This window comes from Streptomyces sp. NPDC048254 (genome assembly GCF_043201895.1).
Lineage (GTDB): Bacteria > Actinomycetota > Actinomycetes > Streptomycetales > Streptomycetaceae > Streptomyces.
In genome coordinates this window covers 119,246-143,687 of the sequence record NZ_JBICZJ010000012.1, presented here as the reverse complement: position 1 = coordinate 143,687, position 24,442 = coordinate 119,246, and the positions used below count along the sequence as shown (strand labels likewise).

The 24,442-nt window shown below is 70.5% G+C and carries 24 protein-coding genes and 1 tRNA gene; 17 read left to right on the top strand and 8 right to left on the bottom strand.

The genetic code is table 11. The features are described 5' to 3' along the window. Nucleotides 1–90 precede the first annotated feature (90 nt). Nucleotides 91–1,134, bottom strand: a complete 1,044-nt coding sequence (locus ACGFZQ_RS31215) for an endonuclease/exonuclease/phosphatase family protein (RefSeq protein WP_393843259.1) — start codon at nt 1,132–1,134, stop codon at nt 91–93. Nucleotides 1,135–1,320: 186 nt separating this feature from the next. On the opposite strand from ACGFZQ_RS31215, the gene ACGFZQ_RS31210 reads away from it, so the two are divergent. After that, complete coding sequence (locus ACGFZQ_RS31210) at nt 1,321–2,016, top strand: response regulator transcription factor (RefSeq protein ID WP_393843118.1); 696 nt, start codon at nt 1,321–1,323, stop codon at nt 2,014–2,016. After that, a complete protein-coding gene (locus ACGFZQ_RS31205; protein WP_393843117.1) occupies nt 2,009–3,091 on the top strand; it encodes a sensor histidine kinase in 1,083 nt (360 codons plus the stop codon). Before ACGFZQ_RS31210 ends, ACGFZQ_RS31205 begins: the two co-directional genes overlap by 8 nt. Before the next feature lie 224 nt (nt 3,092–3,315). Here ACGFZQ_RS31205 and ACGFZQ_RS31200 read toward each other — a convergent pair. Continuing rightward, nucleotides 3,316–3,388, bottom strand: a tRNA-Ala gene (locus tag ACGFZQ_RS31200). A 184-nt stretch (nt 3,389–3,572) separates the two neighbouring features. Between ACGFZQ_RS31200 and ACGFZQ_RS31195 the strand changes: the two genes are divergently transcribed. Together ACGFZQ_RS31195 and ACGFZQ_RS31190 are read left to right on the top strand one after the other, a co-directional pair. Further along, on the top strand, nt 3,573–4,121 hold the full coding sequence (locus ACGFZQ_RS31195) for a transcriptional regulator (protein ID WP_046727633.1): 549 nt from the start codon (nt 3,573–3,575) through the stop codon (nt 4,119–4,121). Nucleotides 4,122–4,272: 151 nt separating this feature from the next. Beyond that, the gene (locus ACGFZQ_RS31190) at nt 4,273–6,033 is read left to right on the top strand and encodes a protein kinase (RefSeq protein ID WP_393843116.1); all 1,761 of its coding nucleotides are present in this window, start codon (nt 4,273–4,275) and stop codon (nt 6,031–6,033) included. Here ACGFZQ_RS31190 and ACGFZQ_RS31185 read toward each other — a convergent pair. Both ACGFZQ_RS31185 and ACGFZQ_RS31180 read right to left on the bottom strand, forming a co-directional pair. Further along, the gene (locus ACGFZQ_RS31185; RefSeq protein ID WP_393843115.1) at nt 5,997–7,316 is read right to left on the bottom strand and encodes a hypothetical protein; all 1,320 of its coding nucleotides are present in this window, start codon (nt 7,314–7,316) and stop codon (nt 5,997–5,999) included. The genes ACGFZQ_RS31190 and ACGFZQ_RS31185 overlap by 37 nt on opposite strands. A gap of 192 nt (nt 7,317–7,508) precedes the next feature. After that, the gene (locus ACGFZQ_RS31180) at nt 7,509–7,637 is read right to left on the bottom strand and encodes a DLW-39 family protein (RefSeq protein WP_003999697.1); all 129 of its coding nucleotides are present in this window, start codon (nt 7,635–7,637) and stop codon (nt 7,509–7,511) included. 361 nt (nt 7,638–7,998) lie between these two features. Here ACGFZQ_RS31180 and ACGFZQ_RS31175 point away from each other — a divergent pair, with 361 nt between their 5' ends. From ACGFZQ_RS31175 to ACGFZQ_RS31165, 3 genes are all read left to right on the top strand, one after another. Beyond that, complete coding sequence (locus ACGFZQ_RS31175) at nt 7,999–8,349, top strand: DUF6344 domain-containing protein (protein ID WP_351738031.1); 351 nt, start codon at nt 7,999–8,001, stop codon at nt 8,347–8,349. A gap of 226 nt (nt 8,350–8,575) precedes the next feature. After that, entirely contained in the window at nt 8,576–9,364 is a 789-nt protein-coding gene (locus tag ACGFZQ_RS31170; RefSeq protein ID WP_393843114.1) for a GntR family transcriptional regulator, read from the top strand. A gap of 7 nt (nt 9,365–9,371) precedes the next feature. Continuing rightward, nucleotides 9,372–10,145: a glycosyltransferase family 2 protein gene (locus ACGFZQ_RS31165; protein ID WP_393843113.1), complete on the top strand. Its 774-nt coding sequence runs from the start codon at nt 9,372–9,374 to the stop codon at nt 10,143–10,145. Nucleotides 10,146–10,311: 166 nt separating this feature from the next. On the opposite strand, the gene ACGFZQ_RS31160 is transcribed toward ACGFZQ_RS31165, so the two are convergent. The 3 genes from ACGFZQ_RS31160 to ACGFZQ_RS31150 are packed head-to-tail and all read right to left on the bottom strand — an operon-like array spanning nt 10,312 to nt 12,750. Continuing rightward, on the bottom strand, nt 10,312–11,292 hold the full coding sequence (locus ACGFZQ_RS31160; RefSeq protein WP_393843112.1) for an FkbM family methyltransferase: 981 nt from the start codon (nt 11,290–11,292) through the stop codon (nt 10,312–10,314). Between the two features lie 3 nt (nt 11,293–11,295). Next, nucleotides 11,296–11,499 carry a ferredoxin gene (locus ACGFZQ_RS31155; RefSeq protein WP_393843111.1) on the bottom strand — a complete coding sequence of 68 codons (204 nt, stop codon included), beginning with the start codon at nt 11,497–11,499 and terminating at the stop codon, nt 11,296–11,298. 39 nt (nt 11,500–11,538) lie between these two features. Further along, a complete protein-coding gene (locus ACGFZQ_RS31150; protein WP_393843110.1) occupies nt 11,539–12,750 on the bottom strand; it encodes an amidohydrolase family protein in 1,212 nt (403 codons plus the stop codon). Between the two features lie 184 nt (nt 12,751–12,934). Here ACGFZQ_RS31150 and ACGFZQ_RS31145 point away from each other — a divergent pair, with 184 nt between their 5' ends. The 3 genes from ACGFZQ_RS31145 (at nt 12,935) to ACGFZQ_RS31135 (ending at nt 18,546) form a co-directional block, all read left to right on the top strand. Then, nucleotides 12,935–13,387: a DoxX family protein gene (locus ACGFZQ_RS31145; RefSeq protein WP_351738014.1), complete on the top strand. Its 453-nt coding sequence runs from the start codon at nt 12,935–12,937 to the stop codon at nt 13,385–13,387. 220 nt (nt 13,388–13,607) lie between these two features. Further along, nucleotides 13,608–14,066 (top strand): hypothetical protein, encoded by a 459-nt coding sequence (locus tag ACGFZQ_RS31140; protein ID WP_393843109.1) that lies wholly within the window; start codon nt 13,608–13,610, stop codon nt 14,064–14,066. Nucleotides 14,067–14,508: 442 nt separating this feature from the next. After that, nucleotides 14,509–18,546 carry an AAA family ATPase gene (locus tag ACGFZQ_RS31135; protein ID WP_393843258.1) on the top strand — a complete coding sequence of 1,346 codons (4,038 nt, stop codon included), beginning with the start codon at nt 14,509–14,511 and terminating at the stop codon, nt 18,544–18,546. A gap of 1,483 nt (nt 18,547–20,029) precedes the next feature. Here the strand turns inward: ACGFZQ_RS31135 and ACGFZQ_RS31130 are convergent. Next, the gene (locus ACGFZQ_RS31130) at nt 20,030–20,788 is read right to left on the bottom strand and encodes a GntR family transcriptional regulator (protein ID WP_393843108.1); all 759 of its coding nucleotides are present in this window, start codon (nt 20,786–20,788) and stop codon (nt 20,030–20,032) included. A 211-nt stretch (nt 20,789–20,999) separates the two neighbouring features. Here ACGFZQ_RS31130 and ACGFZQ_RS31125 point away from each other — a divergent pair, with 211 nt between their 5' ends. The 7 genes from ACGFZQ_RS31125 to ACGFZQ_RS31095 all read left to right on the top strand — a co-directional run bounded on the left by ACGFZQ_RS31125 (nt 21,000) and on the right by ACGFZQ_RS31095 (nt 24,438). Beyond that, a complete protein-coding gene (locus ACGFZQ_RS31125) occupies nt 21,000–21,335 on the top strand; it encodes a hypothetical protein (RefSeq protein WP_362559180.1) in 336 nt (111 codons plus the stop codon). A 2-nt stretch (nt 21,336–21,337) separates the two neighbouring features. Beyond that, nucleotides 21,338–22,675 (top strand): FtsK/SpoIIIE domain-containing protein, encoded by a 1,338-nt coding sequence (locus ACGFZQ_RS31120; protein WP_393843107.1) that lies wholly within the window; start codon nt 21,338–21,340, stop codon nt 22,673–22,675. Nucleotides 22,676–22,759: 84 nt separating this feature from the next. After that, nucleotides 22,760–22,924 carry a hypothetical protein gene (locus tag ACGFZQ_RS31115; protein WP_393843106.1) on the top strand — a complete coding sequence of 55 codons (165 nt, stop codon included), beginning with the start codon at nt 22,760–22,762 and terminating at the stop codon, nt 22,922–22,924. A 40-nt stretch (nt 22,925–22,964) separates the two neighbouring features. After that, nucleotides 22,965–23,627: a DUF2637 domain-containing protein gene (locus ACGFZQ_RS31110; RefSeq protein ID WP_393843105.1), complete on the top strand. Its 663-nt coding sequence runs from the start codon at nt 22,965–22,967 to the stop codon at nt 23,625–23,627. A gap of 19 nt (nt 23,628–23,646) precedes the next feature. Continuing rightward, nucleotides 23,647–23,829: a mobile element transfer protein gene (locus ACGFZQ_RS31105; RefSeq protein WP_393843104.1), complete on the top strand. Its 183-nt coding sequence runs from the start codon at nt 23,647–23,649 to the stop codon at nt 23,827–23,829. Nucleotides 23,830–23,849: 20 nt separating this feature from the next. Continuing rightward, the gene (locus ACGFZQ_RS31100) at nt 23,850–24,161 is read left to right on the top strand and encodes a SpdD protein (RefSeq protein WP_393843103.1); all 312 of its coding nucleotides are present in this window, start codon (nt 23,850–23,852) and stop codon (nt 24,159–24,161) included. Nucleotides 24,162–24,255: 94 nt separating this feature from the next. Further along, nucleotides 24,256–24,438, top strand: coding sequence for a hypothetical protein (locus ACGFZQ_RS31095; protein ID WP_393843102.1), 183 nt, complete (start codon nt 24,256–24,258; stop codon nt 24,436–24,438). Nucleotides 24,439–24,442 lie beyond the last annotated feature (4 nt).

The following is a 24,442-nucleotide window of genomic DNA, read 5'->3' as shown; positions in this document are numbered from 1 at the left end:
AAGCGTTGAGCCCAGCGTTTCACGTGAAACAAGAACCCCCTCTGATCCGCGTGTATGCAGGTCGGAGGGGGTTTGTGTGGGGCCGCGTGTTCACCAGGTGATTCCGGCCGCCACCGGCAGGTGGTCGCTGCCGGTGGCCGGCAGTACCCAGGAACTTCGCGGCTGTACGCCGCGGACGAGGATCTGGTCGATCCGCGCCACCGGGAACTTCGCCGGCCAGCTGAAGCCGAAGCCGGCGCCGGCCGTGTCCTGGGCGGAGTGCAGCTGCTCGGTGAGGCCGGCGAACGCGCGGTCGTCCAGCGTGCCGTTCAGGTCGCCGAGCAGGACCAGCCGCTGGTTCCGGTCGGCGGCGACGGCCGTGGCGAGGGCCTGCGCGCCGGCGTCCCGCTGGGCGGTCGAAAAGCCTGCCCGGGGAACCACCCGTACGGACCCCAGGTGGACCACATACACCGCCAGCGGCCCGTGGTCCGTGGCCACCGTGGTCCGCAGGCCTCGGTTGTAGCCCATCTTGACGTCGGCCGGCTTGGTGTCCGCCAGCGGCCCCGCGTCCATCTTGACGTCGACCGGCCGGGTGTCCGACAGCGGCAGCCTGCTCCACAGCCCGACCGTGCCCTGCACCGTGTGGTTCGGGTACGCCTTCGCCAGCCCCTTCTCGTACGTACCCGTGGCCTGCTCGGTCAGCTCCTCCAGGGCCAGCACGTCCGCGCCGGAGGCGGCCAGGTCGCGGGCGGTGCCGGCCGGGTCGGGGTTGCCGGCGTCAACGTTGTGGCTGACCACGACGAGATCGCTGCCCGGGTGGGACTTGTCGCCGAGCAGCCCGCCGAAGAGGTTCAGCCAGACCGTGACCGGCAGCAGCAGCGCGACCGCCGCGGCGGCGGATCGGCGCCACAGGGCCCCGGCCAGGAGCACCGGTATGAACAGGCCGAACCATGGCAGGAGGGTCTCGACCAGGCTGCCGAGGTGTCCGATCCGGTTCGGGATCTCGGCGTGCAGCAGCATGAGCAGGCCGAGGAGCAGCGCCAGCGCCGCGAGCACCGGGCCACGCTGCCAGGGCCCGGGCCGGGTGCCGCTGCGGATCGCCCGGTGGATGCGTGTGCGCCAGGTCCCGGCGCCGTCCTGACCGTTCTCCGCCATGCCTGCCGGGTCCGCCGTGTCCGCCGTGTCCGCGCGGTCAATCTGCGTCATCGTCTGTCCTCGATCGCTCCGGCGAGAGCCGGCCGTTCCTGACGTGGTGCCGCCAGTCAAGGCAGTGCGGTGTTGCCGGCACGTATGCGGTTTTCGATACGCGGACGATATGTACCGACTCTTAGCATCGATGACATGCGTGTGCTGATCGTCGAGGACGAGCCCCTTCTGGCAGAAGCCATCCGCGACGGCCTGCGCCTGGAAGCGATCGCGGCGGACATCGCGGGTGACGGCGACACCGCTCTGGAACTGCTGGGCATCAACAGCTACGACATCGCCGTCCTCGACCGCGACATCCCCGGACCGTCCGGCGACGAGATCGCCACACGCATCGTCGCCTCCGGCAGCGGCATGCCGATCCTCATGCTCACCGCGGCCGACCGTATCGACGACAAGGCCTCCGGTTTCGAACTCGGTGCGGATGACTACCTCACGAAACCGTTCGAACTCCAGGAACTCGCGCTCAGGCTCAGGGCACTTGACCGCAGGCGTGCCCACCACCGGCCTCCCGTACGGGACATCGCGGGTCTGCGCCTTGACCCGTTCCGCAGAGAGGTCTACCGGGACGGCCGCTACGTGGCGTTGACCAGGAAGCAGTTCGCGGTCCTCGAAGTCCTCGTCGCCGCCGAAGGCGGTGTCGTCAGTGCCGAAGAGCTACTGGAACGCGCGTGGGACGAGACCGCCGACCCGTTCACCAACGCCGTGCGCATCACCGTCTCGGCGCTCCGCAAGCGTCTTGGCGAACCCTGGGTCATCGCCACCGTGCCAGGCGTCGGCTACCGCATCGACACCCAGCCGGAGGCCGGGCACGAGGGGGGAGACCGTGGATAGAGCCCCTGGTCCGAGCGCTCGCCTCAAACTCACCCTCAGCTACGCCGGGTTCGTCATGGTGGCCGGCGCCCTGCTGCTTGCGGCGGTGTGGGTGTTCCTGAACCGTGTGCCCCACCCGGGGCTCATCTTCGAGCCCGACTACCGCTTGGCCGTCGTGCGCACCTTCGCCCCGACGGCCATCGCCGTACTGACGTTCCTGCTGGTGTTCGGCCTCGTGGGAGGCTGGATCCTCGCCGGCCGGATGCTCGCGCCCCTGACCCGCATCACGGACGCCACCCGTCTGGCCACGGACGGATCACTTTCCCACCGGATCCGGCTGCCGGGCCGCAAGGACGAGTTCCGTGAACTCGCCGACGCCTTCGACACGATGCTCGCGCGGCTCGAAGCACACATCGGCGAACAGCAGAGATTCGCAGCCAACGCCTCTCACGAACTGCGCACCCCGCTGGCGATCTCGAAGACACTTCTCGACGTCGCCCGCACCGGTCCGAACCACGCCACCGGCGAAATCATCGACCGCCTGCACACCGTCAACACCAGAGCGATCGACCTTACCGAGGCACTGCTCCTGCTCAGCCGCGCCGGCCAACGGTCCTTCACCCGAGAACGCGTCGATCTGTCCCTCATGGCGGAAGAGGCCACCGAAACGCTCCTCTCCCTCGCGGAGAAGAACGGCGTCACCATCGAGACCTCCGGCGAGATCACCCCCACGATCGGATCGCCGGCGCTGCTGCTCCAGCTGACCACGAACCTCGTGCACAACGCGATCGTCCACAACCTGCCCGCGCAGGGCACCGTGTGGGTCAATACCGGCGTCCGTCCCAGGACCGTGGTGCTCACCGTCGAAAACACCGGCCGAAGCATCACCCCCCAGCTGGCCTCGACGCTTACCGAGCCGTTCCAGCGCGGCACCGAACGCGTACGCACCGACCACGCAGGCGTCGGCCTCGGCCTGGCCATCGTCAGGACCATCACCCAGGCACACGACGGGAAGCTCACCCTCACCCCACGCGCCGGCGGCGGGATGCGCATCACCGTCGAACTGCCCGCGGTATCCCCGCACACCGACAGGTGACGAGCCAGGGGATACCGAGTTCCGCCGCTCACGCGGGAAACCGGAAGCAGACCCCGGCCTCCGGCGCGCGACCGGGATGCACAGCGGGGGCGCAGGGGCGCGGCCGCTCACGTGACGTAGCCGCCCCGGCACGTATGGTGCGCGCGGAACTTCGTCCGGGCCGGAAAACCGGGAAAAAAGACCCCTCCGACTGCGTTTTCGCAGTTCAGAGGGGTCTGATGCTGTGGAGCCTAGGGGAGTCGAACCCCTGACATCCGCCATGCAAAGACGGCGCTCTACCAACTGAGCTAAGGCCCCGTACGGGAAGCGGCCGGCCGAGCGGAAGGTCCGCTGGTCGGTGCCGGGGACCAGACTACCGGTTCACCCCCCGTACCTCACAAAAAGATTGGGGGTCCCCCCGGATGACCACGCTCCGTAAGATGCTCGACGAGGTTCGCTGTAGCGAACCGTGGATTTTTTGGGGAAGCGATGGGGAGACGCAATGGACGCCGCACAGCAGGAAGCCACCGCCAGAGCGCGGGAGCTGCAGCGGAACTGGTACGGAGAGCCGTTGGGGGCGCTCTTCCGTAAGCTCATCGACGACCTGGGGCTCAACCAGGCACGTCTCGCGGCGGTCCTCGGGCTGTCCGCACCCATGCTGTCGCAGCTGATGAGCGGACAGCGGGCGAAGATCGGCAACCCGGCCGTGGTCCAGCGGGTACAGCTGCTCCAGGACCTGGCGGCGCAGGTCGCGGACGGCAGCGTGAGCGCGGCCGAGGCAACCGAGCGGATGGACGAGATCAAGAAGTCCCAGGGGGGCTCGGTGCTCAGCAACACCACGCAGACGACGAGCGGTTCGGGAGCCCCCACGGTCAAGCGGGTGGTCCGCGAGATCCAGTCGCTGCTGCGTTCGGTGGCCGCCGCCGGTGACATCATCGACGCGGCGGACACGCTGGCTCCGACCCATCCGGAGCTGGCGGAGTTCCTCCGGGTCTACGGCGCCGGCCGCACCTCGGACGCGGTCACGCACTACCAGTCGCACCAGAGCTGAGCCACGGCCCGGTACACCGGAGGGGGTCCGGTGAACCGGGCGGGGCCCGGCCCTGGCCGAGGGGGTCGCGTGAGAGGGGTCGTATCGCTCATCCGGGGGAAGCAAGGGGGGTGTGGCAGGGGGGACTAGAGGGGGAGGGCTACGGGCAGTCATGGGTGAGGTCTTCGCAGGCCGGTACGAACTGGCCGACCCGATCGGTCATGGCGGCGTGGGCGCCGTCTGGCGTGCCTGGGACCACCGGCGCAAGCGCTATGTGGCCGCCAAGGTGCTCCAGCAGAGCGACGCACACGCGCTGCTGCGCTTCGTGCGGGAGCAGGCGCTGCGCATCGACCATCCCCACGTCCTGGCTCCGGCCAGCTGGGCCGCCGACGACGACAAGGTCCTGTTCACGATGGACCTGGTCGCCGGCGGCTCGCTGGTCCACCTCGTGGGGGACTACGGTCCCCTGCCCCCCGCTTTCGTCTGCACGCTCCTCGACCAGCTGCTCTCCGGCCTCGCCGCGGTGCACGCCGAGGGCGTGGTCCACCGGGACATCAAGCCCGCGAACATCCTGCTGGAGGCCAGCGGAACCGCCCGCCCGCGCCTGCGTCTCTCCGACTTCGGCATCGCCATGCGGTTCGGCGAGGCCCGGCTGACCGAGACCAACCTCGTGGTCGGCACGCCGGGTTACATCGCCCCCGAGCAACTCCTGGGCTCCGAGCCCGACTTCACGGCCGACCTGTTCGCCGTCGGCCTGGTCGCCCTGTTCCTCCTGGAAGGCGCCAAGCCCGACGCCAAGGCGCTCGTCCAGCACTTCGCCGAACACGGCACCCCGGGTGCCCCCAAGGGCATCCCCGATCCCCTCTGGCAGGTCGTCGCCACCCTTCTCCAGCCCAACCCTCAGTCCCGCTTCCGCACGGCCACGGGCGCCCGCAAGGCCCTCGCCCAGGCCAGGGAACTCCTCCCGGAGCCGGGCATCGACGACGAGTTGATCGAGATCTTCGACCAACTGGGGCCTCTGCCCTCGGGGTTCGGACCCGAGGGCCCGCTGCGAGTGGCATCGGGGATCGACACGGCGAGGGGCGCGACCGGGACAACGGGGGCTACCGGGACGGGATCGAGGGCCACCGGGGGCACGACGGAGGCGGCCGCGGGTTCGGGGGCTGCCCCGGGTACGGCCGGGAGCGCGGCGGCAGCCCTGGGTACGGCCGCGGGGACAGGGACCGGTCCGGAATCAGGCACGGCGACGGGAAACGGACCGGTTTCCGAGACAGCCGCCCCGACGGGTTACGGCACGGCGCGGGAGACCACCCCCGGTACAGCATCGGACGCCACATCCGGCGTGGCACCGGAGGCCGCTTTCGGTACGGTGCCGGACGCCGGTTTCGGTACGGCGCCGGAGGCCGCTTTCGGTACGGCGCCGGAGGCCGCCTTCGGTGCCGTGACCTGCCCGGACCCCGGCTCGGCGGCCGGAGTCCAGGCAGGTCACGCGGACGCTCCCCCGGTCACCTCCACTGGACCCACCGGCTCGCCCTCGACTCCGGCCGGCATGTCCGAAACCGGCAGCTTCCGGCTCCCGCCGCCCCAGACGCCGGTAGCCCCCACCCCGCACGCGGAGCCGCCGCAGCTGACACCGCCGTACGCCCACCAACAGCCACAACCGCAGGCACAACTCCCGGGGCCCCACACCCCCTGGCCCCCCGCACAACCCCTCCCCCCGGCACAGCCGCATGCCGACACCACCACCACGGCCACCTACACCGCCCGCGATCCGCGGCCCGCGCCGCAGGCTTCGCCCCCGTCCGTGCGTACTCACGGCCGGCGTCGGCGGCGGGTGCCTCGGCCCGGGCCGCCCGCGAAGGCCGCCGTGCCCATCCTGCTGCTGGCGCTGGCCTGCTACGCCGTGGGTTTCTGGGCGTTGACCCGGATCTGAGCGCGACGGGCGGTCAGCGTCCACACGCCCAGGACGATGAGCAGAGCCGTACCCGTGCCGATCCCGCCGGCCGCGAGCACCCGCATCGCCGTGTCGTCGTCGCCGGCCGCGGCGACCAGGCCGCCGCCCTGGTCCGACGGCAGGTCGAAGACGTCCTTCGGGACGGGCGAACCGGCGTAGTGGGGACCGGAGTTCGGGGTGCCGTCGACGCGGACCCGGAGTGTCACGTCGTACGGACCCTTCCCGAACGTGTCCGCGGTCTGCCCCGTGAGGTGGACGACGAGGTAGTAGGCGCCGGCGAAGCGGACGGAGTTCTCCTCGCCGGAGACGGCGTACCGGTTGGCGTACGCCACGGGTGGCAGGGGGTCGAGGGAGGACGACTTCTGGGTGCCGTCGTAGCCGAGGGAGATGTCCTCGACGTAGCCGCGGACGGGGCTGTAGAGGGAGAGGTTGAGCGCGGCGGTGACGTAGCCGTGGGTGTCGGCGCTGGTGCTGCCCAGGTCGACGGTGGCGTGCAGCTGCTGTCCCCAGTCGACCGGGACCGCGTAGTAGAGGGTCTGGCCCGGGGTGATGCCGGTCTGCCAGACGCCCGTGTCGAGGGTGCGGGCCGTGGTGAAGCCGGCGCCCGCGGTGCGGCGCTCGGGGTCGCCGGTGAGCGGCTCGGGGGACGCGGAGTTCCAGGTCTCGGGGGCGGTGGTGGCACCGGCCCCGGCCAGGCCCGGTTCGGTGACGGGGGCGATCTCCAGGTCCCAGCTGCCCGGGGACGTGGTCGCCGAGCCGGACGCGAGCCGCTCGACGACGACGTAGTAGGTGCCCGCGTCCTGGCACAGCGCCTTGCCCGCGTCGCGCCGCCCCAGCGCCGTGACCGGCCGGGGGCTCAGTCCGGCGCCGAAGCGGGCGCCGTCGTAGCCGCAGGAGACACCGTTGGCGTCCTCGATCGAGACTCCGATGCCGTCGCTCGCGGAGACGGTGGCGGCGGCGGGCGGGACGGCGGTGACGGGGACGTAGGCCGTGCTGTCGGCGGCGAGTTCGAGGCGGAAGTACAGCCGGCCCTTCTCCGGCAGGGTGCTGCGGTAGGCCGTGCCGGGCTCCAGCGGTACGGCGGCCGCGGTGCCCGTCGCTCCGGTGATCGTCCGGGCGCCCGGGGCGAAGGCATAGCCGCTGCCGCCGTCCGCCGCAACCGGAGCGGCGGGCAGCAGTGCCGTCAGCAGTGCTGTCAGGGCGAGGGCGGCCGTCCTGCCGATGCCCCGCCGTTCCGCCGCCGTACGCCAACGCCGTATCACGCGCGCCCCCCAGCCGTCGCTCGTCAGCCGTCGAAGTCCCGGACCGGCCCCATACTGCCGCGCACGCCCCCGCGCCACCCGGCGATTTGTACGACCGTCCGAAACACCCCTTCTCGCACCCCCGGGCCCCCTGACAACGCAAAACCCCGACCGCGAGGCGGTCGGGGTCTCAGTGTCGTTCGTTGTCGGTACTCACGAACCCGTGGGCACGGAGTCAGTCGCCTCCGTCCACAGATCCTGCTCGGCGCGATCCGCCTGGATCTGGCGGTACACGAGGAGCCCGCCGATGGCGGCCAGTGCGACCAGGAGAAGCTTCTTCACCGCGCGACCTCGTCTCTTCCTTGACGTAGGGGACCTCTGGCGCCCGACTATACACACCGACCGATACCGATCGGTGACCTGGCATCCGGCCCCAACTCCGGCCCACCACACGGTGTTGCACAAGGAGTTGCGGAAGGCCGGGCCGTTCCGATCGGAGGGTGATCACACCTCCACGGACGGTCACTTTGCTGCATCTCGCCCCCTTCAGGTGCCTTTCTTCTGATTTTTCGGAGTTCACGCGTCCGTCCGGGTGGTGTTCATCGGAACATCGCCGCGCCACAGGTCGACGTCCCCCACTTCGCGATCCCCATACACATCATGAGGAAAGTACGCAAATCGCCCAACCCGAAAGTGAGGGGCCATGGCCCGGAACGCCAAGGTCATGAAGTTGTGGACCGCCTTCGTCACCGCCTTCCTCGCGCTGTGCACGGCGCTCGGACTCGTCTCCGCCGCCACCGCCACCGCGGTACCGCAGACCGAGACCCCCCGCAACAGCAACAGCGGCGACGACCACAGCCCGGCCGGCCGGGTGATGATCCCGGCACAGACCCACTGGCTCTGGTCCCAGGCCAGGTCACTGCCCCCCACGATGAAGCAGCGCATCCGGGCCGAGGCCCACGGCAAGACCCCCGGCTGCCGCCAGCGGCCCCTGGACACGACCGAGTCGGAGGAGAACCCGGCCGAACCCCCCGCGGCGCCCCTCGACTGCTGACCCACCCCAGACGGCTCAGACGCAACGGCGCAAGGGCGACTTGCGTACGTACCAGCGCCTACTGCGAAAAGACCCGCGACCGGGAACCGGCCGCGGGTCTTCGCATGTCCGGGCTCGTCGGTGGCGTCTCGTCGATGAGGCCTCATCGATGAGGCCTCGTCGATGAGGCCTCGTCGGCGGGGCACTCGACTCTTCAACTCCTCTTGAGGAGACGTAGGCTGAAGCCGTGCCCAAGGCGTACGAGGAGATCGCCGACGACCTCCGCCGCTCCATCAGGAACGGCGAGCTCAAGCCCGGTACGCGGCTGCCTTCCGAGGCGGAGCTGGCCCGGCACCACGGCCGGAGCGTGCCCACCATCCAGAACGCGCTGCGGCTGCTGAGCGCGGAGGGCCTGATCGACAAGCGGCACGGCAGCGGCACCTTCGTGCGCCGGCCCCGCACCCGCGCGATCCGTGACAACACCCGGCACCAGTGGGAGAAGGACCGCGCCAGGCTGCCGGAGGCCACCCGGGCCGCGACGGGCGCGACCGAGCACGAGACCGGGCTGGTCCTCGACGACCTGGTCTTCTTCGCCCGGTACCGCGAGCTGATCGCGCCCAGCGACCTCGCCGACGCGTTCGGGGTACCGGAGGGCACCGTGCTCCTGGAACGCACCTACCGGACCCGGTACTCGGCCGAGACGGCCCCCTTCAGCCTGGTGAGCTCGTATCTCGTCCGGGACATGATCGCGGCGAACCCGGCGCTCCTGGACGAGACCAGGGAGCCCTGGCCGGGCGGCACCCAGAACCAGCTGCACACCGTCGGCATCGAGGTCGCCCGCGTCGAGGAACGCTTCACCGCCCGGCCGCCGACGCCCGAGGAGGCCCGGGAGCTGGACCTGCCGGCCGGCACCTCGGTGATCCTGCTGCGCAAGACGTCGTACGACATCCACGGCCGCATCGTGGACATCTCATTCGTCACGCTTCCGGGCGACCGCACGGAACTGCTCTTCGCCACGCACCTGGAAAGGTGGTGAGCGCCGCGTGAGCCGGTGCGCCGCCGTCGTCACCGTCGTCACCGCGGTCCACGCGCCGTCGGCCCGTTTCCTGCCGGAGGCGTACGAGTCGCTGTGCGCGCAGCGGCTGCCTGACGGCTGGGAGTGGCAGTGGCTGGTCCAGGAGGACGGCTACGGCGACGAGGTCCGCCGGTACGTCCCCGACGACGCCCGGGTGTCGTTCCGGCAGGGCCGCACCGGCGGTCCCGGGGTCGCCCGCACCATCGCGCTGGCGCGGGCCGAGGGGTCGTACGTCAAGATCCTCGACGCCGACGACCAGCTCACGCCGGGCGCGCTGGCCCGCGATCTGGCTGTACTGGAGGCCCACCCGGAGATCGGCTGGGCCACCTCCCGCGTCCTCGACCTGCTGCCCGACGGTGGTACGGCCGGTTTCCCCGGTGACCCGGAGGAGGGGCCGATCGAGCGCGGAGCCGTGCTCGACTTCTGGACGGCGAACGGCTTCCTCGCCCAGGTCCACCCGGCGAGCCTCTTCGTCCGCCGTGAGCTGCTGCTCGCCCTGGGCGGCTGGATGGCGCTGCCGGCCTCCGAGGACACCGGACTGCTGCTCGCGCTGAACGCGGTGAGCCGGGGCTGGTTCACGGCGGAGGCCGGGCTGCTCTACCGCAAGTGGGAGGGCCAGGTCACCGGCCGGCCCGCCCACACCGACCCGGCCGAACGGGAGGCCCGGATGACGGTCGTGGCGGCCCGGGCAAGGGCGCTGGCGGAGTTCGGCTGGCAGTACCAGACGACGACGGCCGACTAGGTCGGCCAAACGGGTCCGGCGACGCCCTGCAGGGGCGCTGGGGGTAGGAACTGCGCGACCAGCCGCGACGGCGCCGCAGTCGACCGACGGCACATCGCGGCATTTCCAGCGGAGCGCTTGGGCCGACTGGGCCACACGCGTCCGGCCCCCGGCTGACAGGCGCGCGCTACCGGCCGCCGGCCGGCTGGAGCGTCGCCGCGTCGGCCCGTGAGAACACCAGGTCGCTCTCCTCGGTCACCGGTCCGTGCCAGCGGACCGGGGCCACCGGCTCGCCGTACAGCGCCCGGGGGTAGCTGTCGGCCGCGTAGCTGTTGGCGAGGCGGTAGACGTGGTAACCGGCGTCGGTCATGGTGCGCAGCAGGTCGTCCGCCGAGTCGCCGAGCTGGGCCATGCGGTCGGGGGTGACCTCGACGGTGATCTCGGCGTCCGGGCGCAGTTTCTCCAGCAGCGGGGCGAGCCCGCGCACCACCGCGCCCTCGGCGCCCTCCACGTCGATCTTGATGACCCGCGCGGTCTCGATCTCCTCCGGCCGCAGCAGTTCGGGCAGCGGCACGGCCTCGATGTCGAAGCTCGACTCGGCCGGACCGTCCCACGGGACGATGCTGTTGGCGCCCATGTTGCGGGAGCTGGCGAGCACGAAGGTCAGGGTGCGGTGGGCGTCGGAGACGGCGGCGTTGACCGCCCGGATGTTCCGGCAGCCGTTGAGCGCGCCCTGCTGTTCGAGGCGGCGGTGGAAGACGGGGGAGGCCTCGACGGCCACGACCCGGCCCTGGTCCCCGACCAGCTGGGAGGCGAGGACGCTGAAGACGCCGATGTTGGCGCCGACGTCGACGAAGCAGTCCCCCGGCGCCAGCCGGCCGCGCAGCCAGCGGGTCATGTGCGGTTCCCACACCCCGAAGAGGTAGAGGTAGCGCTGGATGAGGTCCTGGGTGTCGACCGCGAACCGGGCGCCGGACCGCGTCTCGACGACCCGTCGGCGCGGGTGGTCGCGCAGGTAGGGGTTGAGCGCGCGGGCGGCGAGGGTCTTGCCCCAGGGACCCGGGAAGTCCCGGACGTAGCCGCGGCCGAGGGTGGCCAGAAGTTCGGTGAGTCCGGTGCGCCCCGTGAGTCCGGTGTGTCCGGTGCGTTCCGTGCCAGTGGTGCTCATCCGCTAGTCAGTGACCCTTTTGCCGTCGATCCGGACCGCCTGGGACGGGCAGCGTTCGGCGATGTCCCGGATCAGTTCGTCGTCCCCGGACTCCTCCCGTCCGGGCAGGACGAAACCGTACCCGTCCTCGAAGCCGAACACGGCGGGTGCCCGGAAGGCACACTCACCCGACCCATAACAGACATCGGCGTCGACGGAGACCTTCATGGGAAGTCCCCTGCCCACCGGACGCCCCGCCGAACCGGGTTACGTGAAGGGCAGCTCCAGCATCCGGATCGCGTTCCCGCGCAGCAGCTTGTAGGCGACCTCCGGCGCCAGCCCGCCCACGTGTTCCTGGGCGACCCGCTTGGTCTCCGGCCAGGTCGAGTCGACGTGCGGGTAGTCCGTCTCGAAGGTCGCGTTGTCCACGCCGACCCTCTCGATCGCCTCGATGCCGTGCCGGTCACGGAAGAAGCAGCAGAAGATCTGCCGGTAGTAGTACGTCGACGGGGGCTCCGGGACCAGGTCCTTGACCCCGCCCCAGGCACGGTGCTCCTCCCAGACGTCGTCGGCGCGCTCCAGGGCGTACGGGATCCAGCCCATCTGACCTTCGCTGTACGCCAGTTTGAGCCGGGGGAACCGCACCAGGACCCCGGAGAAGAGGAAGTCCATCATCGAGGCCATGGCGTTGTTGAAGCTGAGCGAGGCCTGCACGGCGGGCGGGGCGTCGGGGGAGGCGGCGGGCATCTGCGAGCTGCTGCCGATGTGCATGTTGACGACCGTCCCGGTCTCCTCGCAGACCGCGAAGAACGGGTCCCAGTAGCCGGAGTGGATGGACGGCAGGCCCAGATAGGTGGGGATCTCGCTGAAGGTGACCGCCCGGACGCCCCGCTCGGCGTTGCGCCGGATCTCGGCGACGGCCAGGTCGATGTCCCACAGCGGGATCAGGCACAGCGGGATCAGCCGGCCGCCGCTGTCGCCGCACCACTCCTCGACCATCCAGTCGTTGTAGGCGCGGACACAGGCCAGGGCGACCTCCTTGTCCTCGGCCTCGGCGAAGGTCTGTCCGCAGAAGCGGGGAAAGGTGGGAAAGCAGAGGGAGGCCTCCACATGGTTCATGTCCATGTCGTCCAGGCGGGCCTTGGGGTCCCAGCAGCCGCGCCGCATCTGCTCCCGGGTGATGCCGTCGAGCGTCATCTCGTCCCGGGAGAAGCCGACGGCCGCGATGATCCGCTTGTACGGGAAGAGCAGGCCCTCGTACTCCCACCAGTCGGTGATCTGGCCCTCGGGGTCGGTGGTGAAGCGGTACTTGCCGCCGACGTAGGCGAGTTCGCCGATGCCGGCCGTGAAGGGCTTGGGGCCCTTGTCGCGGTACTTGCCCGGCAGCCACCTCTCGAAGAGGTGCGCGGGCTCGATCACGTGGTCGTCCACGCTGACGACCCTGGGCAGATCCTGGGTGCCGGTCGCGTTCTCTGCCATGCCTACCCCCTGCTGCCTGCTTGGATGCCCGATTAACTGACGGTCCATCAGATTTCGGTTCGGCTTTCAGGCTAGGCCCAGGAGCCGGTGCCAGCAAGAGCCGCCGGACCTCTTGCGACCCGCGCCGCATTCCGCTGAACTGACGGATCGTCAGATGAGTGGACGGATCCGGGGAGGGTGCGGGATGCGATCAGCCTTGCTGAGCGGTGCCGAGTGGTTCGCGGTGCTCCGCATCGGGCTCGGTCTGTGGTGGCTGGAGAGCTGGCGGCACAAGGACAAGAAGCAGTGGTTCGGCGGCGGGGGCATCGGCTGGGCGGCCGGTGTCGCGGAGAAGCACCGCTGGCCGGTGGTCCGGCGGGGCTTCGACGTCGTCGTCGCGCCACGTCCCCGGCTGATGGCCTACGTGGTGGCGTACGCGGAGCTGGCCCTCGGCCTCGGCCTGACCTTCGGCTTCCTCACACCGATCGCCCTGGTGGCCGGGTTCCTGCTCAACCTGATCTACCTGACCCTCATGATCCACGACTGGGCGGAGCAGGGGCAGAACCTGATGATGGCCCTGATCTCCGCGGCCGGCCTCTTCGCGATGTGCTGGCAGACCTGGTCCCTGGACTCGGCACTGGGCCTGTTCACCCCCTAGAGGCACAAGAAAGGACGACTCCCAAGCGCCCCAAAGGGGCGCTGGGGGTACCCCCGGCCGAAGGCTGGGGGAGGAACTGCGCGACCAGCCACAACGAAGCCGCAACCGACCCGACGGCACACACGGCCCTCCCAGCGAAGCGCGTCGCACGCCTATGGCCTCTTCACGCCCGGCATGGCACCCTGCCCTGCCCGCGCCCGGCAGCAGCAAGGAGGCGAAGATGACTGGTCACTCGGCGGAGTCGCTCAGAACGCTGCACTCCGCGCGTGCGCACCGCGCCTACGCGCGTGCACTGGCCGTCTGCCACCACGCGGGGGTCGACCCCGACGCGGCCCAGGCCGTGCCGACGAGCCCGGTCGGCCGGGCCGCGAACGCGCTCCGGCTGTCGGCCCAGTCCCTCACCGCCCTCGCGGACACCGCAGCCGACCCGGCGGCGGACGCCCGCTGCGCCCGCAACGCCGCCGCCACCGCCGCGCTGGCCGCACAGGTAGCCGGGTCCCTGGACGACCGCCCCGAGGCGGCCGCGGCCCTGAGAGCCGCCCTCACCGCGTCCAGGGCGGCCGCGGTGGCGGCAGGCGGTACCGCGGCGGGCCAGGACACGGCGCTGAACACGGCGGCCGACGACGCGGAGGAACAGGCGGTCGAGGCGGCGCGTACGGCGGGCTGGATACGGCGCTGAAGGAGTGCGGGTACCTCACGCAGAGGCACAGCGGCGCACGACGACACGGCGCTCAGGGCGCGCAAGCGCATCACGCCGGATGCCGCGGCGCCCCACGCTGCACGGTGCCCCCGTGCCGTTCGGCTCCGGTCCCTCCCCACGTGGGGACCGGTGCCGAACGGCGCGGGTGACCTCAGGCCCCGTAGGGCCCGCCCAGTCGGAGAGAGCAGCTGCTGTCGTCGCGCCACTCCGGCGGGTAACCGCCGGTGGAACCTGACCGAGAACATGCGGTGCCGTGCACTGTCTCTGCGGACGCTGAGCTGGTGGGCCTGCCGGGCGACGCCCGACCACCGCCTTACTGCGTCGAAATCCTGCCAGTCGAGGTGCACATCTGAGGAGGCCATGACGTCCGGTCCAGGGCTTCGCCGCAGGTCAGCCATATAAAGTGAGTTTTCCGGTCCGGATGTCCAGCAGCGGGGGAAGTAAGGGGTGGAGAGCCTTGGGTCCCGACGCAGGGGCACGCACAGCCTTCGCGGAACGTCTCGCGTTGCTGTACAAGGAGGCCGGCAATCCTCCGCTCAAACGCGTCGCCGAGGCGGTCGGCCGACTGCATCGCGTCGACGAGCGGGGCCGGCCCGTGCGGGTCTCCGCCCAGCGGATCAGCGACTGGCGGCGGGCGAAGAACGTGCCCGCGCAGTTCGCCGCTCTCTCCGCCGTACTCCAGGTCCTCATCCCGCAGGCCCGGCGCTCCCAGCCGGTGCCGGTCTCCTCCGGGTTGTACGACCTGGCCCAGTGGCAGAAGCTGTGGGAGCGGGCCGTGGCCGATCCGGTCGGCGAGCTGCCCGTGCCGGAGTCGGCGGAGGAGACGGAAGCGCCACCGCCGGTCGACAGCGTCTGCCCGTACCGGGGCCTGGCCTCCTACCGCCGTGAGGACGCGCGCTGGTTCTTCGGCCGGGAACGCAGCACCGACGCCCTGGTCGCCCAGCTCCGGTCGGCGAAGGCGGGCGGCGGTCTGGTCATGCTGGTCGGCGCCTCGGGTGCGGGTAAGTCCTCGCTGCTGAACGCCGGCCTGGTCACCGCCCTGCAGAACGGCGCCCTGGCCGACGAGGAGGACCGCCCGCACGAGGTCCTCCAGCTCGTCCCGGGAGCGGACCCCGTCAAGGAACTGACCCGCCGCATACCGGAACTGGCCGATCTGGCGGACCTGGACGATCCGGAGGGCGTGCGGGAAGCGGTCACTGCCTGGGCCGAGCGCGAGGCCCAGGATGTTTCACGTGAAACATGGCCTTCGGGACCCGCTAAGGCACGTCCTGTGGTGATCGTGGACCAGTTCGAGGAGACCTTCACCCTGTGCGCCGACGAGGCGGACCGGCGGACCTTCGTCCAGCTGCTGCACACGGCCAGCACCTCCGCCGCCCCCGGCGAACCAGCCCCTGCCCTGGTCGTCCTCGGCATCCGGGCCGACTTCTACGAGCAGTGCCTCGGCTATCCCGAGCTGGCCGACGCGCTCCAGCACCGGCACATGGTGCTCGGCACGCTGACCACCGCCGAGCTGCGCGACGCCGTGACCGCCCCTGCCAAGGCGGTGGGCCTGGAACTGGAGCCCGGCCTCGCCGAGCTGATCGTCCGCGAGGTGAGCGCCGACGGCCCGCGAGGCGCCCATGACGCCGGCGTCCTCCCGCTGCTCTCGCACGCTCTGCTCGCCACCTGGCAGCGTCGCAAGGGGGGCCGCCTGACGCTGGCCGGCTACCGGGCGGCCGGCGGTATCCAGGGCGCTGTCGCCGCGACCGCCGAGCGTGCCTGGTCCGGGCTGGACCCGGCCGCCCGCACCGCCGCCCGGCTGCTGCTGCTCCGCCTGGTCCGCCTCGGCGAGGACACCCAGGCGACCCGCAGGCGTGCCACCCGGCGCCAGCTGGCCGCGGAGTCCACCGACCCGATCAAGACGGAGGAGTCGCTCGAAGCGCTGGTCCGGGCCCGCCTTGTGACCCTCGACGCGGACACCGTGGAGATCACTCACGAGGCGCTGCTGCACGCCTGGCCCCGGTTGCGCGAGTGGCTCGACGAGGATCGCAACGGCAATCTGCTGCGCCAGCGTCTGGAGGAGGACGGCCGGTCCTGGGACGAGTCCGGCCACGACTCCGCACTGCTGTACCGGGGTTCACGGCTGGAGCAGGCCCACACCTGGGCGAAGTCGGCCGGTGACACCTTCCTGACCCGCAGTGGGGTGCAGTTCCTGGCGGCTTCGGTACGACTGCGCCGACGCACGGTGTGGATCAGCAGGATCGCCGTGTCGGCGCTGGTCGTGCTGGCGGTGCTGGCCGCCGGCGCCGCCGTGATCGCCCGGCAGCAGCGGGACGACGCGATGTTCGAGCAGGTGATCGCGGAGGCGGACCGGTTCCAGTACTCGGACCCGGCGCTCTCCGCCCAGCTGGACCTGGTCGCACACGGTCTGCGTCCGGACGACGAAGGCGCCAACAACCGTCTGATATCGATCGTCAACGCGCCGCTGGCCACCCCGCTGCTCGGCCACACCGGCGCCGTCTACCTCACCACCTTCAGCCCCGACGGCGAGACACTGGCCACCGCCGCCTACGACCGCACGGTCCGCCTGTGGGACGTGAGCGACCCGACCCGCCCCAAGGCCCTCGGCAAGCCGTTGCTCGGCCACACGAGCTGGGTCTCCAGCGCGGTCTTCAGCCCGGACGGCAGGACCCTCGCCAGCGCCGGCGACGACGGCACCGTACGCCTGTGGAACGTGTCCGACCCGATCCACCCGGCGTCCCTGGGCACCCCGCTGAGCGGTCACGACGGCACGATCTACCTGGTCGCCTTCAGCCCCGACGGCCGTACCCTGGCCACCGCCGACGAGGACCACACCGTCCGCCTGTGGGACGTGCACAACCCGCGCCACCCCACCTCGATCGGCGCGCTGACCGGTCACACCGAAGCCGTCCGCTCCCTCGCCTTCAGCCCCGACGGCCGCACGCTCGCGGCCGGCAGCGACGACAACTCGATCCTCCTGTACGACGTCTCCGACCCCCGGCGCCCCGAGCGTGTCGGGGCGCCGCTGACCGGGCACACCGGGACCGTGCACTCCGTGGCCTTCAGCCCGGACGGCCATACCCTCGCGAGCGGCAGCAAGGACGACACCGTACGACTGTGGGACGTCACCGACCGGGCGCATGCCAAGGCCCTGGGCGGACCGCTCACCGGGCACACCGGGCCCGTCTGGTCGGTGGCCTTCAGCCCCGACGGCTCGATGCTCGCCGCGGGCAGCGCGGACTCCACGGCCAGTGTGTGGAACGTCGGCAACCCGGCCTTTCCCTCCCAGGTGGGCGAGCCGCTCGCCGGCAGCAGCGGGGAGATGTACGCCGTCGGCTGGAGCCCCGACGGCCACACCCTCGCCACCGGCAGCGGCGACGGCAAGGTACGGCTGTGGTCGATCCCGGGGGCGGACATGATCGGCGAGGCGGGGGCGTTCAGCCCGGACGGCCGTGTTCTGGCCACCGGGGGCGGCGACAGCCGGATGCGGCTGTGGAACATCACGGATCCGGCCCGGCCGACGGCGCTCGGCGAGCCGTTCCGGACCGGGTGGCGGGACCTGCGCTCGATGGTGTTCACCCGCGACGGCCGCACCCTCGTCATCATGACCGGCGAGAACGACGTCAACTGGGTGCAGCTGTGGAACGTCTCCGACCCCGCGCACCCCAGTCAGTACGGTGCGCCCGTCCGGCTGAACACCCGGTACGCGGGCGCCGAGGCACTGGCGCTGAGCCCGGACGGGCGCACCGTGGCCGCCGACTACGACGACCGCACGGTCCAGCTCCTGGACATCACGGACCCGGCCCACCCCAAACGGCTCGGCGAGCCCCTCAAGGGCCACACCGGCTACGTCAACGCGCTGGTCTTCAGCCCTGACGGCAGGACCCTGGCGAGCGGCAGCGCGGACGGCACGGTCCGGCTCTGGGACGTCTCGGACCGGGCCCGTGCCAAGGCCCTGGGCGGCCCTCTCGAGGGCCATCTGGGGCCCATCAACACCCTCGCCTACAGCCCTGACGGGGCGACCCTGGCCAGTGGCAGCGACGACGACACGGTCCGCCTCTGGAACGTCTCGGAGCCGGCCCGTGCCACCCGGCTGGGCTCGGCCCTCACCGGCCACACCGAGGCGGTGGTGTCCCTGACCTTCAGCCGGAACGGCAGGACCCTGGCCAGCGGCGGCAACGACAACACGGTCCGCCTCTGGAACGTCTCGTCCCCGTCCTCCGCCCACCCCATCGGCCAGTCCATGAGCCCCAACGCCAAGACGGGCAACTTCCTGTCCTTCAGCCCGAAGAACAACATGCTGGGCGTCTCCAGCGGCGCCGGCACGGTCCGGCTGTGGAGCCTGGACGTCGACCAGGCGGTCAGTCGTATCTGCTCGGTCACCCGGAACGTCCTGACCGAGGCGAAGTGGCAGGAGTACCTCCCCCGCCTCGCCTACGACCCGCCCTGCGGCGACTGAACCGGCTCTCCGCATGACAGCCTTTGAGTGATCCCGATCACAACTGCTCACGACGGCCGAGAAGTTGACTCCCGTCGCACAGGCCACCTTGTTAGGCTGACCGTAACCCGGTCGCTGGTGCATCCCCCGTCGCCAGCGACCGGGCCTTTCATACCCGGAGCCGGACGCGAAACACCCCGGCCACCGACACCCACCAACGCCAAAGACCCCCGATCCATCCGGACCGGGGGCCTTCGTGCTGGTGGGGCTAACAGGATTTGAACCTGTGGCCTCATCCTTATCAGGTCGATCACAGGGGTCCGTCGACATCGATCAACCGCCCTAGCAACTAGACCCATCGTCCGATGCGGTTCGGCGCCGGCCGCTGCTGTTCGTGTCTGTTGGTGTCAGTCACTGGTGTCAGCCGAAACACTAACCCTTGACAACAGCGCCCAAGTCCCGCTGTGGACAGGCGAGCAGCACGTCAGAGGAGCCGAATGAGCAGAGGGGTGCAGGCGGTCACCAGGGCGGCCACGGCAGTGATCAATGTCGCTACACTGCTCGGCGTCCGCCACTCCTCGTAGTTGTGTCGGCCGACATAACTCCTGTAGCGTCTCCTCCTAGAAGCATTGCTGGACAATGCTTCTGTAGATACGGTGAGATTTTGTTGGGCTTCGTCTGACAAGTTGACTCCGTCCATACATCGTTTGACCCGTCGGCGGACGTGGTGGAAGACAGACGCCGGACGGGTCTTCGGTGTGCAGTTGGCTAACTCTAGCAGGCACCTCCAAGCAACTTCCCTGAGCCGCTTGACACTTGACGCCGCGTGCTAGTTGAGCTCGCGAGAGACCGTAGCAGCGAGTCTCTCCAGCCCCTATCTAGCCCCGTTGAGAGCCGCCATATTCGGCAACGAGGCGCTTGGCCTCAGACTCGGGCTCCCTCGGCGAAACTCGCTCTGGCTCACCCAAACTCGCGGAAGATCTCTGCCGTACTAACGCCAACGTTGGCCGGATTGATGCGGTGACGGCCGGTGGCCGGTCCTCACAACCAACTACCTCAATCCACCACTCTCCCCAGCTCCCATCCCGTCTGCCGTCGGCCCACACACCGTGGAGCGGGCGTGGTTCATGGCGTCCAGGTGGAGCGCGCCACTGTACGAACGACCTGGACGCCATGGGCCGCGTCTGCTCGGCTCTGCCTGGGTCGATGGCAGGCGGGATGGGAGCACCCCGCGCACGCCACTGTCCGCCGGCACTCGCGAACGGCGCCCCCCCGCCATCTCGGAGCCTGAGCGCCCCCGCCGGAGGCTGTTCTGACCGTGGCCGCTTCTCTACGGTGATCGACTCATGCCCCGGCTAGCCTCGTGGGCGCGCGTCGGCGCAGCGCGGGCGGAGCGGGCCGAAGGCAGGAGCGGCGCCCGCGGCGGAGCCGGGAGCGCGCCCGGCGGAGCGGAGCGCAGCCGGCTTGATGAGGTAGAGAAACCTGTAACAAGATCCGCGTCGGCCTACGCGTCGAAGTCGTACTCCAGGATGTAAGAGGCCGCGTCCAAGGTCATCTCGTTGATCTCGACCGGGCGCCCTTCGTCCGCGAATGCGGTCCGGCAGATCAGGATGACGGGTGTACCGGAGGAGATGCCCAACTGCGACGCCTCATCCTTCGAGGGCATGCGCGAGCGGATCTCTTCGCGGAAGTGCACCGGCTTGTAGCCGAGTTCGGCTAGTCGGGCGTAAATCCCACCTGCCCCCGGATCCGCGTGTGTGATGGCGGAGCCTCCCACCACTGATGTGGGGAGGTAACTGGTCGCCAGCAGTACGGGTTTCCCATCCAGGACGTACCGCCGCCGGCGGACGCACACCGTCTCCGCATCGGCAAGGTCAAGCACACGCCCGATGTTCTCCGGGGCGGCTTCCTCCGACACTGCCACCTGGTCCACTTCGAGCGTGCGGTTCTCCGTGTCGGCCGCCCAGATGGATCGACCGCTGCCCCACTGCTCCTCGGAAAGCCGCTGGATACCTCGGCGCCGCAGCGGTCGGAAGGACCGGACGAAAACGCCGGCGCCCTTGCGGGCCTCGGCAACACCTTCGTCCTTGAGCACGCCCAACGCCTGACGTGCCGTCATGCGAGCCACGCCATGCGCGGCCATCAGCTCATTCTCTCCCGGAAGCCGATCACCGGGACCGTATTCGCCCGACTGGATCGCCTCGCGCAGGGAGTCTGCGATCCGCTGGTACTTCGGCCGACGGTCGTCGTCGGTGGTGGCCATTCGGAAGCCCTCCTCTCTTCTCTAGACAGCCTAGGGCATGCATCTACCCTCGCACCCGTGCGGCTCCAGGCGCACCTCATGCGTGTAGCCCGAATCGCGTCCGCCCAACATCTCTATACAGATTCCCTTGACGTCTCTATACAGGTTGCGCTCCAATGGAGATGTCTAGAGAGGTCGCACCGGGCGATCTCCCGAAACGAGGGATGTGCTCATGCCGTCTTTCAAGGTCGACCTTTCGACCGCTGTGGTGTTCGTGGCGACTGCCCCGGAACCGAAGATGGTCAACAAGCGGACCGGTGAGCGGGCCGTGGACCGGGACAACCCCAACGTGGGCATGTCCACCGTGGGCCTGCTGGTCTCGGACGAGGGAGAGGGCAACCTCTACCAGGTCACCGTCCCGGAGACCGGGCTCCCGGAGGGACTCGCGCCGGGCACCATGGTCGCCGTGACCGGCCTCAAGGCCCGCGACTGGGAGAACACGTTCAACGGCGAGAAGCGCCACGGAATCTCGTTCCGCGCGGTCGCGGTCACCCCGCTGGGGGCCTGACCATGACCGACGTCACGCCCTGGCTGGAACTGGGCACCGTCGCTGCCGGTGCCGGCGGGATCGGCTACGCGAAGGTCCGCGCCCCGCGCGTGTACTGGTCGCTGGTCGGCCTGCCGGTCACCTGGGGCCGCTTCACCTGGACGTACCACTCGACCATGGAAGTCTGCGGGCTGACGGTACAGCCGTCCCGCCTGCGGGCCTTCATGACCCGCAACATCGCTCACGCCGAGGTGCGGCCGGTCCCGCCGAAGGTCCGCCGGGTGCGGGGCACCTCGACCGGACTTCGGGTGACCCTGCGACTCCCGGCCGGTCTGGAACCGGCGGACATCGCCGCGTCCTCGGAGCGGCTTCGGCACGCCTTCGGGGTGCGGTCGGTGACCGTGTCCGAGACCAAGCCCGGCTTTGTGGAACTGCGGATGACCGGCTACGACGTCCTCAACCGGGTCCGCATGCCTCGTACCGCCAAGCCCCGTGACCTGGTCGTCCCGGTCGCACTGCGGGAAGACGGCTCGGTGTACGTGCGGGACTACCGCAAGGTCCCCATGGCGCTGACCCTGGGCGCCACCCTGTCGGGCAAGTCCATGTATCAGCGCAACCTGGTGACGGGGCTGGCTCGACTGCCGGTCGGGCTTGTCGGGATCGACTGCAAGCGCGGTGTGGAACAGTCCCACTTCGCCCCGCGCCTGTCGGCGCTGGCGACGGATCCGCAGTCCGCCGGCCTCCTGATCGATGCGCTCGTGCGTGAGATGGAAGAGCGCTTCGACCTGCTCGCCGTCCACAGGGCCTCGGAGTTGTGGAAGCTCCCGGAGGACATCCGCCCGGTGCCGCTGGTCGTCCTCATAGACGAGATCGCAGAGCTGTTCCTGGTGACCTCGAAGAAGGAAGAGGCGGCCCGCGACCACACCGTCATGCAACTGGTGCGGCTGGGCCAGATGGCCCGTGCTGTCGGTATCTTCCTGGAGGTCTGCGGGCAGCGCTTCGGCTCCGACCTCGGCAGGGGCGCGACCGCCCTGCGCGCCCAGCTCACCGGCCGAGTGGTGCACCGGGTCAACGACAAGCAGACCGCTGAGATGGGTCTGGGGGACATCGCCCCGGACGCGGTGACGGCGGTGACCGGGATCCGTGCGGACCGTCCCGGCGTCGCGGTGGCCGGCGACACCTCCGGTGGCTGGTCCCGCATCCGTACCCCCGAGATCACACCCGACGAAGCGGCTGCCGTTTGCCGCGACTTCGCGGACCTGACCCCGGACCTGCCGTTCCTGGACCCGTTCCGGCCCGTGGTCCGCAGCGAGCCGGTCAAGGCTCCCGCGCTGGTGATCCCGGAGCCGGTCACCGAGTAATCCCCCACTTGCACTCCGGTCGGCGCGACCGCTTCGCGCCAGGTCCCTACCCGCTCCATGCCCGAAACCGAAAGGAGATCGCTCATGGCCAGGAAGAAGACCCCGGAGCCGAAGCCCGCCGAGTGCTTGGTCTGCAAGGGCACGGGCGAGGTCTCCCGCACGGTCCAGGTCGGCCGCAAGCACCGCACGGTCGGCCAGCAGACGGGGTTCTGCCTGAACTGCCTCGGCTCCGGCGAAGCCCCCGAATAGTCCACCTGACCTGTACCAACGCCCTGAAGGAGGTGAAGACATGAAGCGCTCGATCCGTCCGGACGCGGTACTCGTTCAGGCTGTGATCGCGGGTGCGCTGTCCTTCGCCCACCTGCACGACCTTGCCCAAGCCGCCGGCCAGACCGGATGGAAAGCCTGGGCCTACCCGATCAGCGTCGACCTGCTGCTGGTCGCCGCGTGGCGCCGGCTGCGGGCCCACCGGTCACGGCTGGCCTGGTGCTGGTTCCTGGTCGCCCTGGTCGCCTCGCTCGGCGCCAACATCGCCACGGCCGGCTTCCTCGACATGGAACACCCACCCGCCCTGCTCCGCCTCGGCGTCGCGGGCTGGCCGGCCCTGGCCTTCCTCGGCGGCACCCTGCTCGCCCACCAGCACGCCGCCCCCACTCCCGACCCGGACCCGGCGCCCGCGTCGGCCCCCGAGCCGGTGTCGAAGCCGCGTGCAGTGGTCGAAGTCGACCGCCCCCAGACACCCGAGCCCGCTGCCGAGATCTCCGAGCCGGAGCCCGTCCCGGCGCTGCCCAAGGCATCGGTGACCGTGCCCCCGGCCCTGATCGACCACGCCCGCAAGGTCGCCACCGAACACCGCGCCCGCACCGGAGCCGAGATCGACGCGGCCACCCTGCGCGCCCGCCTCGGCGTCCCGGAAGACCTCGCCGGCGCCATCGTCGCCCAACTCGCCTGACAGACAAGGAGCTTCCACCGTGCGCCCGAACCGCTTCTACGACGTGATCCGTATCGGGCTCGTCCTGGTCGGCACGTTCAACAACGGCCGTGGCCAGATCAAACACACCGCCGTGTGCACCGCGCCCAAGTGCGGTTTTTCGGCCGAGCACTTCGACCGGTCCGCCGCCGAACTCGCAGCCCGCACCCACAAGTGCACCTGATCCCGAAGGGATAACCGCTGATGTTCACCCCGAAGTACCCGACCCCGGACACCGCTCCGCCGGCCACCGCGCCCCAGATCACCGTTCAGGCGCCCGTCGCCCCGGCCGCTCCGGCTCCGGTCGCGCATGTGGCTCCGGCCCCGGCCAAGCCGACCATCCAGCTCACCCCCGGCTCCACGCTCGCCCTCGCGGCAGGCGGCGGTGCCGTGGTCCTGGTCGTCGGCGCGGTCCTGGTCTCCATGCTCCTCGCCGTCGCCATCACCGCCGTCTCGGTGGCCGTGGTGGCGGTCGTCCTCAAGTCGCTGCTGAAGGACCTCAACAACCAGCGCTGAACGGCCCCCGGAGCGGCCTCGGTCGCCAAACTTCCGCCGCTCCGGGCGCCTGCACCCATTCCTGATCCAACGGACCCGAAAGGGAAGTCCCATCATGCCCCGGAACACCCCGAACCCGCGCCCCTGCCGCGACTGCGACGGCTTCCCCGTCGTCGCCATCACCACCGGCACCCGCAACCCGGACGGCACCCGCACCACCCTCACCGTCGACTGCCCGGTCTGCCACGGCACCGGCACGACCGCCCCCGCTCCGGCGCTCGCCCGGACCGGGAGGTGACGGC

What these genes read in the sequence shown, in the direction of transcription:
- ACGFZQ_RS31215 (WP_393843259.1), bottom strand. Translation starts at nt 1,134, where the DNA reads ATGGCGGAGAACGGTCAGGACGGCGCCGGGACCTGGCGCACACGCATC.
- ACGFZQ_RS31210 (WP_393843118.1), top strand. Translation starts at nt 1,321, where the DNA reads ATGCGTGTGCTGATCGTCGAGGACGAGCCCCTTCTGGCAGAAGCCATC.
- ACGFZQ_RS31195 (WP_046727633.1), top strand. Translation starts at nt 3,573, where the DNA reads ATGGACGCCGCACAGCAGGAAGCCACCGCCAGAGCGCGGGAGCTGCAG.
- ACGFZQ_RS31190 (WP_393843116.1), top strand. Translation starts at nt 4,273, where the DNA reads ATGGGTGAGGTCTTCGCAGGCCGGTACGAACTGGCCGACCCGATCGGT.
- ACGFZQ_RS31175 (WP_351738031.1), top strand. Translation starts at nt 7,999, where the DNA reads ATGGCCCGGAACGCCAAGGTCATGAAGTTGTGGACCGCCTTCGTCACC.
- ACGFZQ_RS31160 (WP_393843112.1), bottom strand. Translation starts at nt 11,292, where the DNA reads ATGAGCACCACTGGCACGGAACGCACCGGACACACCGGACTCACGGGG.
- ACGFZQ_RS31155 (WP_393843111.1), bottom strand. Translation starts at nt 11,499, where the DNA reads ATGAAGGTCTCCGTCGACGCCGATGTCTGTTATGGGTCGGGTGAGTGT.
- ACGFZQ_RS31150 (WP_393843110.1), bottom strand. Translation starts at nt 12,750, where the DNA reads ATGGCAGAGAACGCGACCGGCACCCAGGATCTGCCCAGGGTCGTCAGC.
- ACGFZQ_RS31145 (WP_351738014.1), top strand. Translation starts at nt 12,935, where the DNA reads ATGCGATCAGCCTTGCTGAGCGGTGCCGAGTGGTTCGCGGTGCTCCGC.
- ACGFZQ_RS31140 (WP_393843109.1), top strand. Translation starts at nt 13,608, where the DNA reads ATGACTGGTCACTCGGCGGAGTCGCTCAGAACGCTGCACTCCGCGCGT.
- ACGFZQ_RS31135 (WP_393843258.1), top strand. Translation starts at nt 14,509, where the DNA reads ATGTCCAGCAGCGGGGGAAGTAAGGGGTGGAGAGCCTTGGGTCCCGAC.
- ACGFZQ_RS31130 (WP_393843108.1), bottom strand. Translation starts at nt 20,788, where the DNA reads ATGGCCACCACCGACGACGACCGTCGGCCGAAGTACCAGCGGATCGCA.
- ACGFZQ_RS31125 (WP_362559180.1), top strand. Translation starts at nt 21,000, where the DNA reads ATGCCGTCTTTCAAGGTCGACCTTTCGACCGCTGTGGTGTTCGTGGCG.
- ACGFZQ_RS31120 (WP_393843107.1), top strand. Translation starts at nt 21,338, where the DNA reads ATGACCGACGTCACGCCCTGGCTGGAACTGGGCACCGTCGCTGCCGGT.
- ACGFZQ_RS31115 (WP_393843106.1), top strand. Translation starts at nt 22,760, where the DNA reads ATGGCCAGGAAGAAGACCCCGGAGCCGAAGCCCGCCGAGTGCTTGGTC.
- ACGFZQ_RS31110 (WP_393843105.1), top strand. Translation starts at nt 22,965, where the DNA reads ATGAAGCGCTCGATCCGTCCGGACGCGGTACTCGTTCAGGCTGTGATC.
- ACGFZQ_RS31100 (WP_393843103.1), top strand. Translation starts at nt 23,850, where the DNA reads ATGTTCACCCCGAAGTACCCGACCCCGGACACCGCTCCGCCGGCCACC.
- ACGFZQ_RS31095 (WP_393843102.1), top strand. Translation starts at nt 24,256, where the DNA reads ATGCCCCGGAACACCCCGAACCCGCGCCCCTGCCGCGACTGCGACGGC.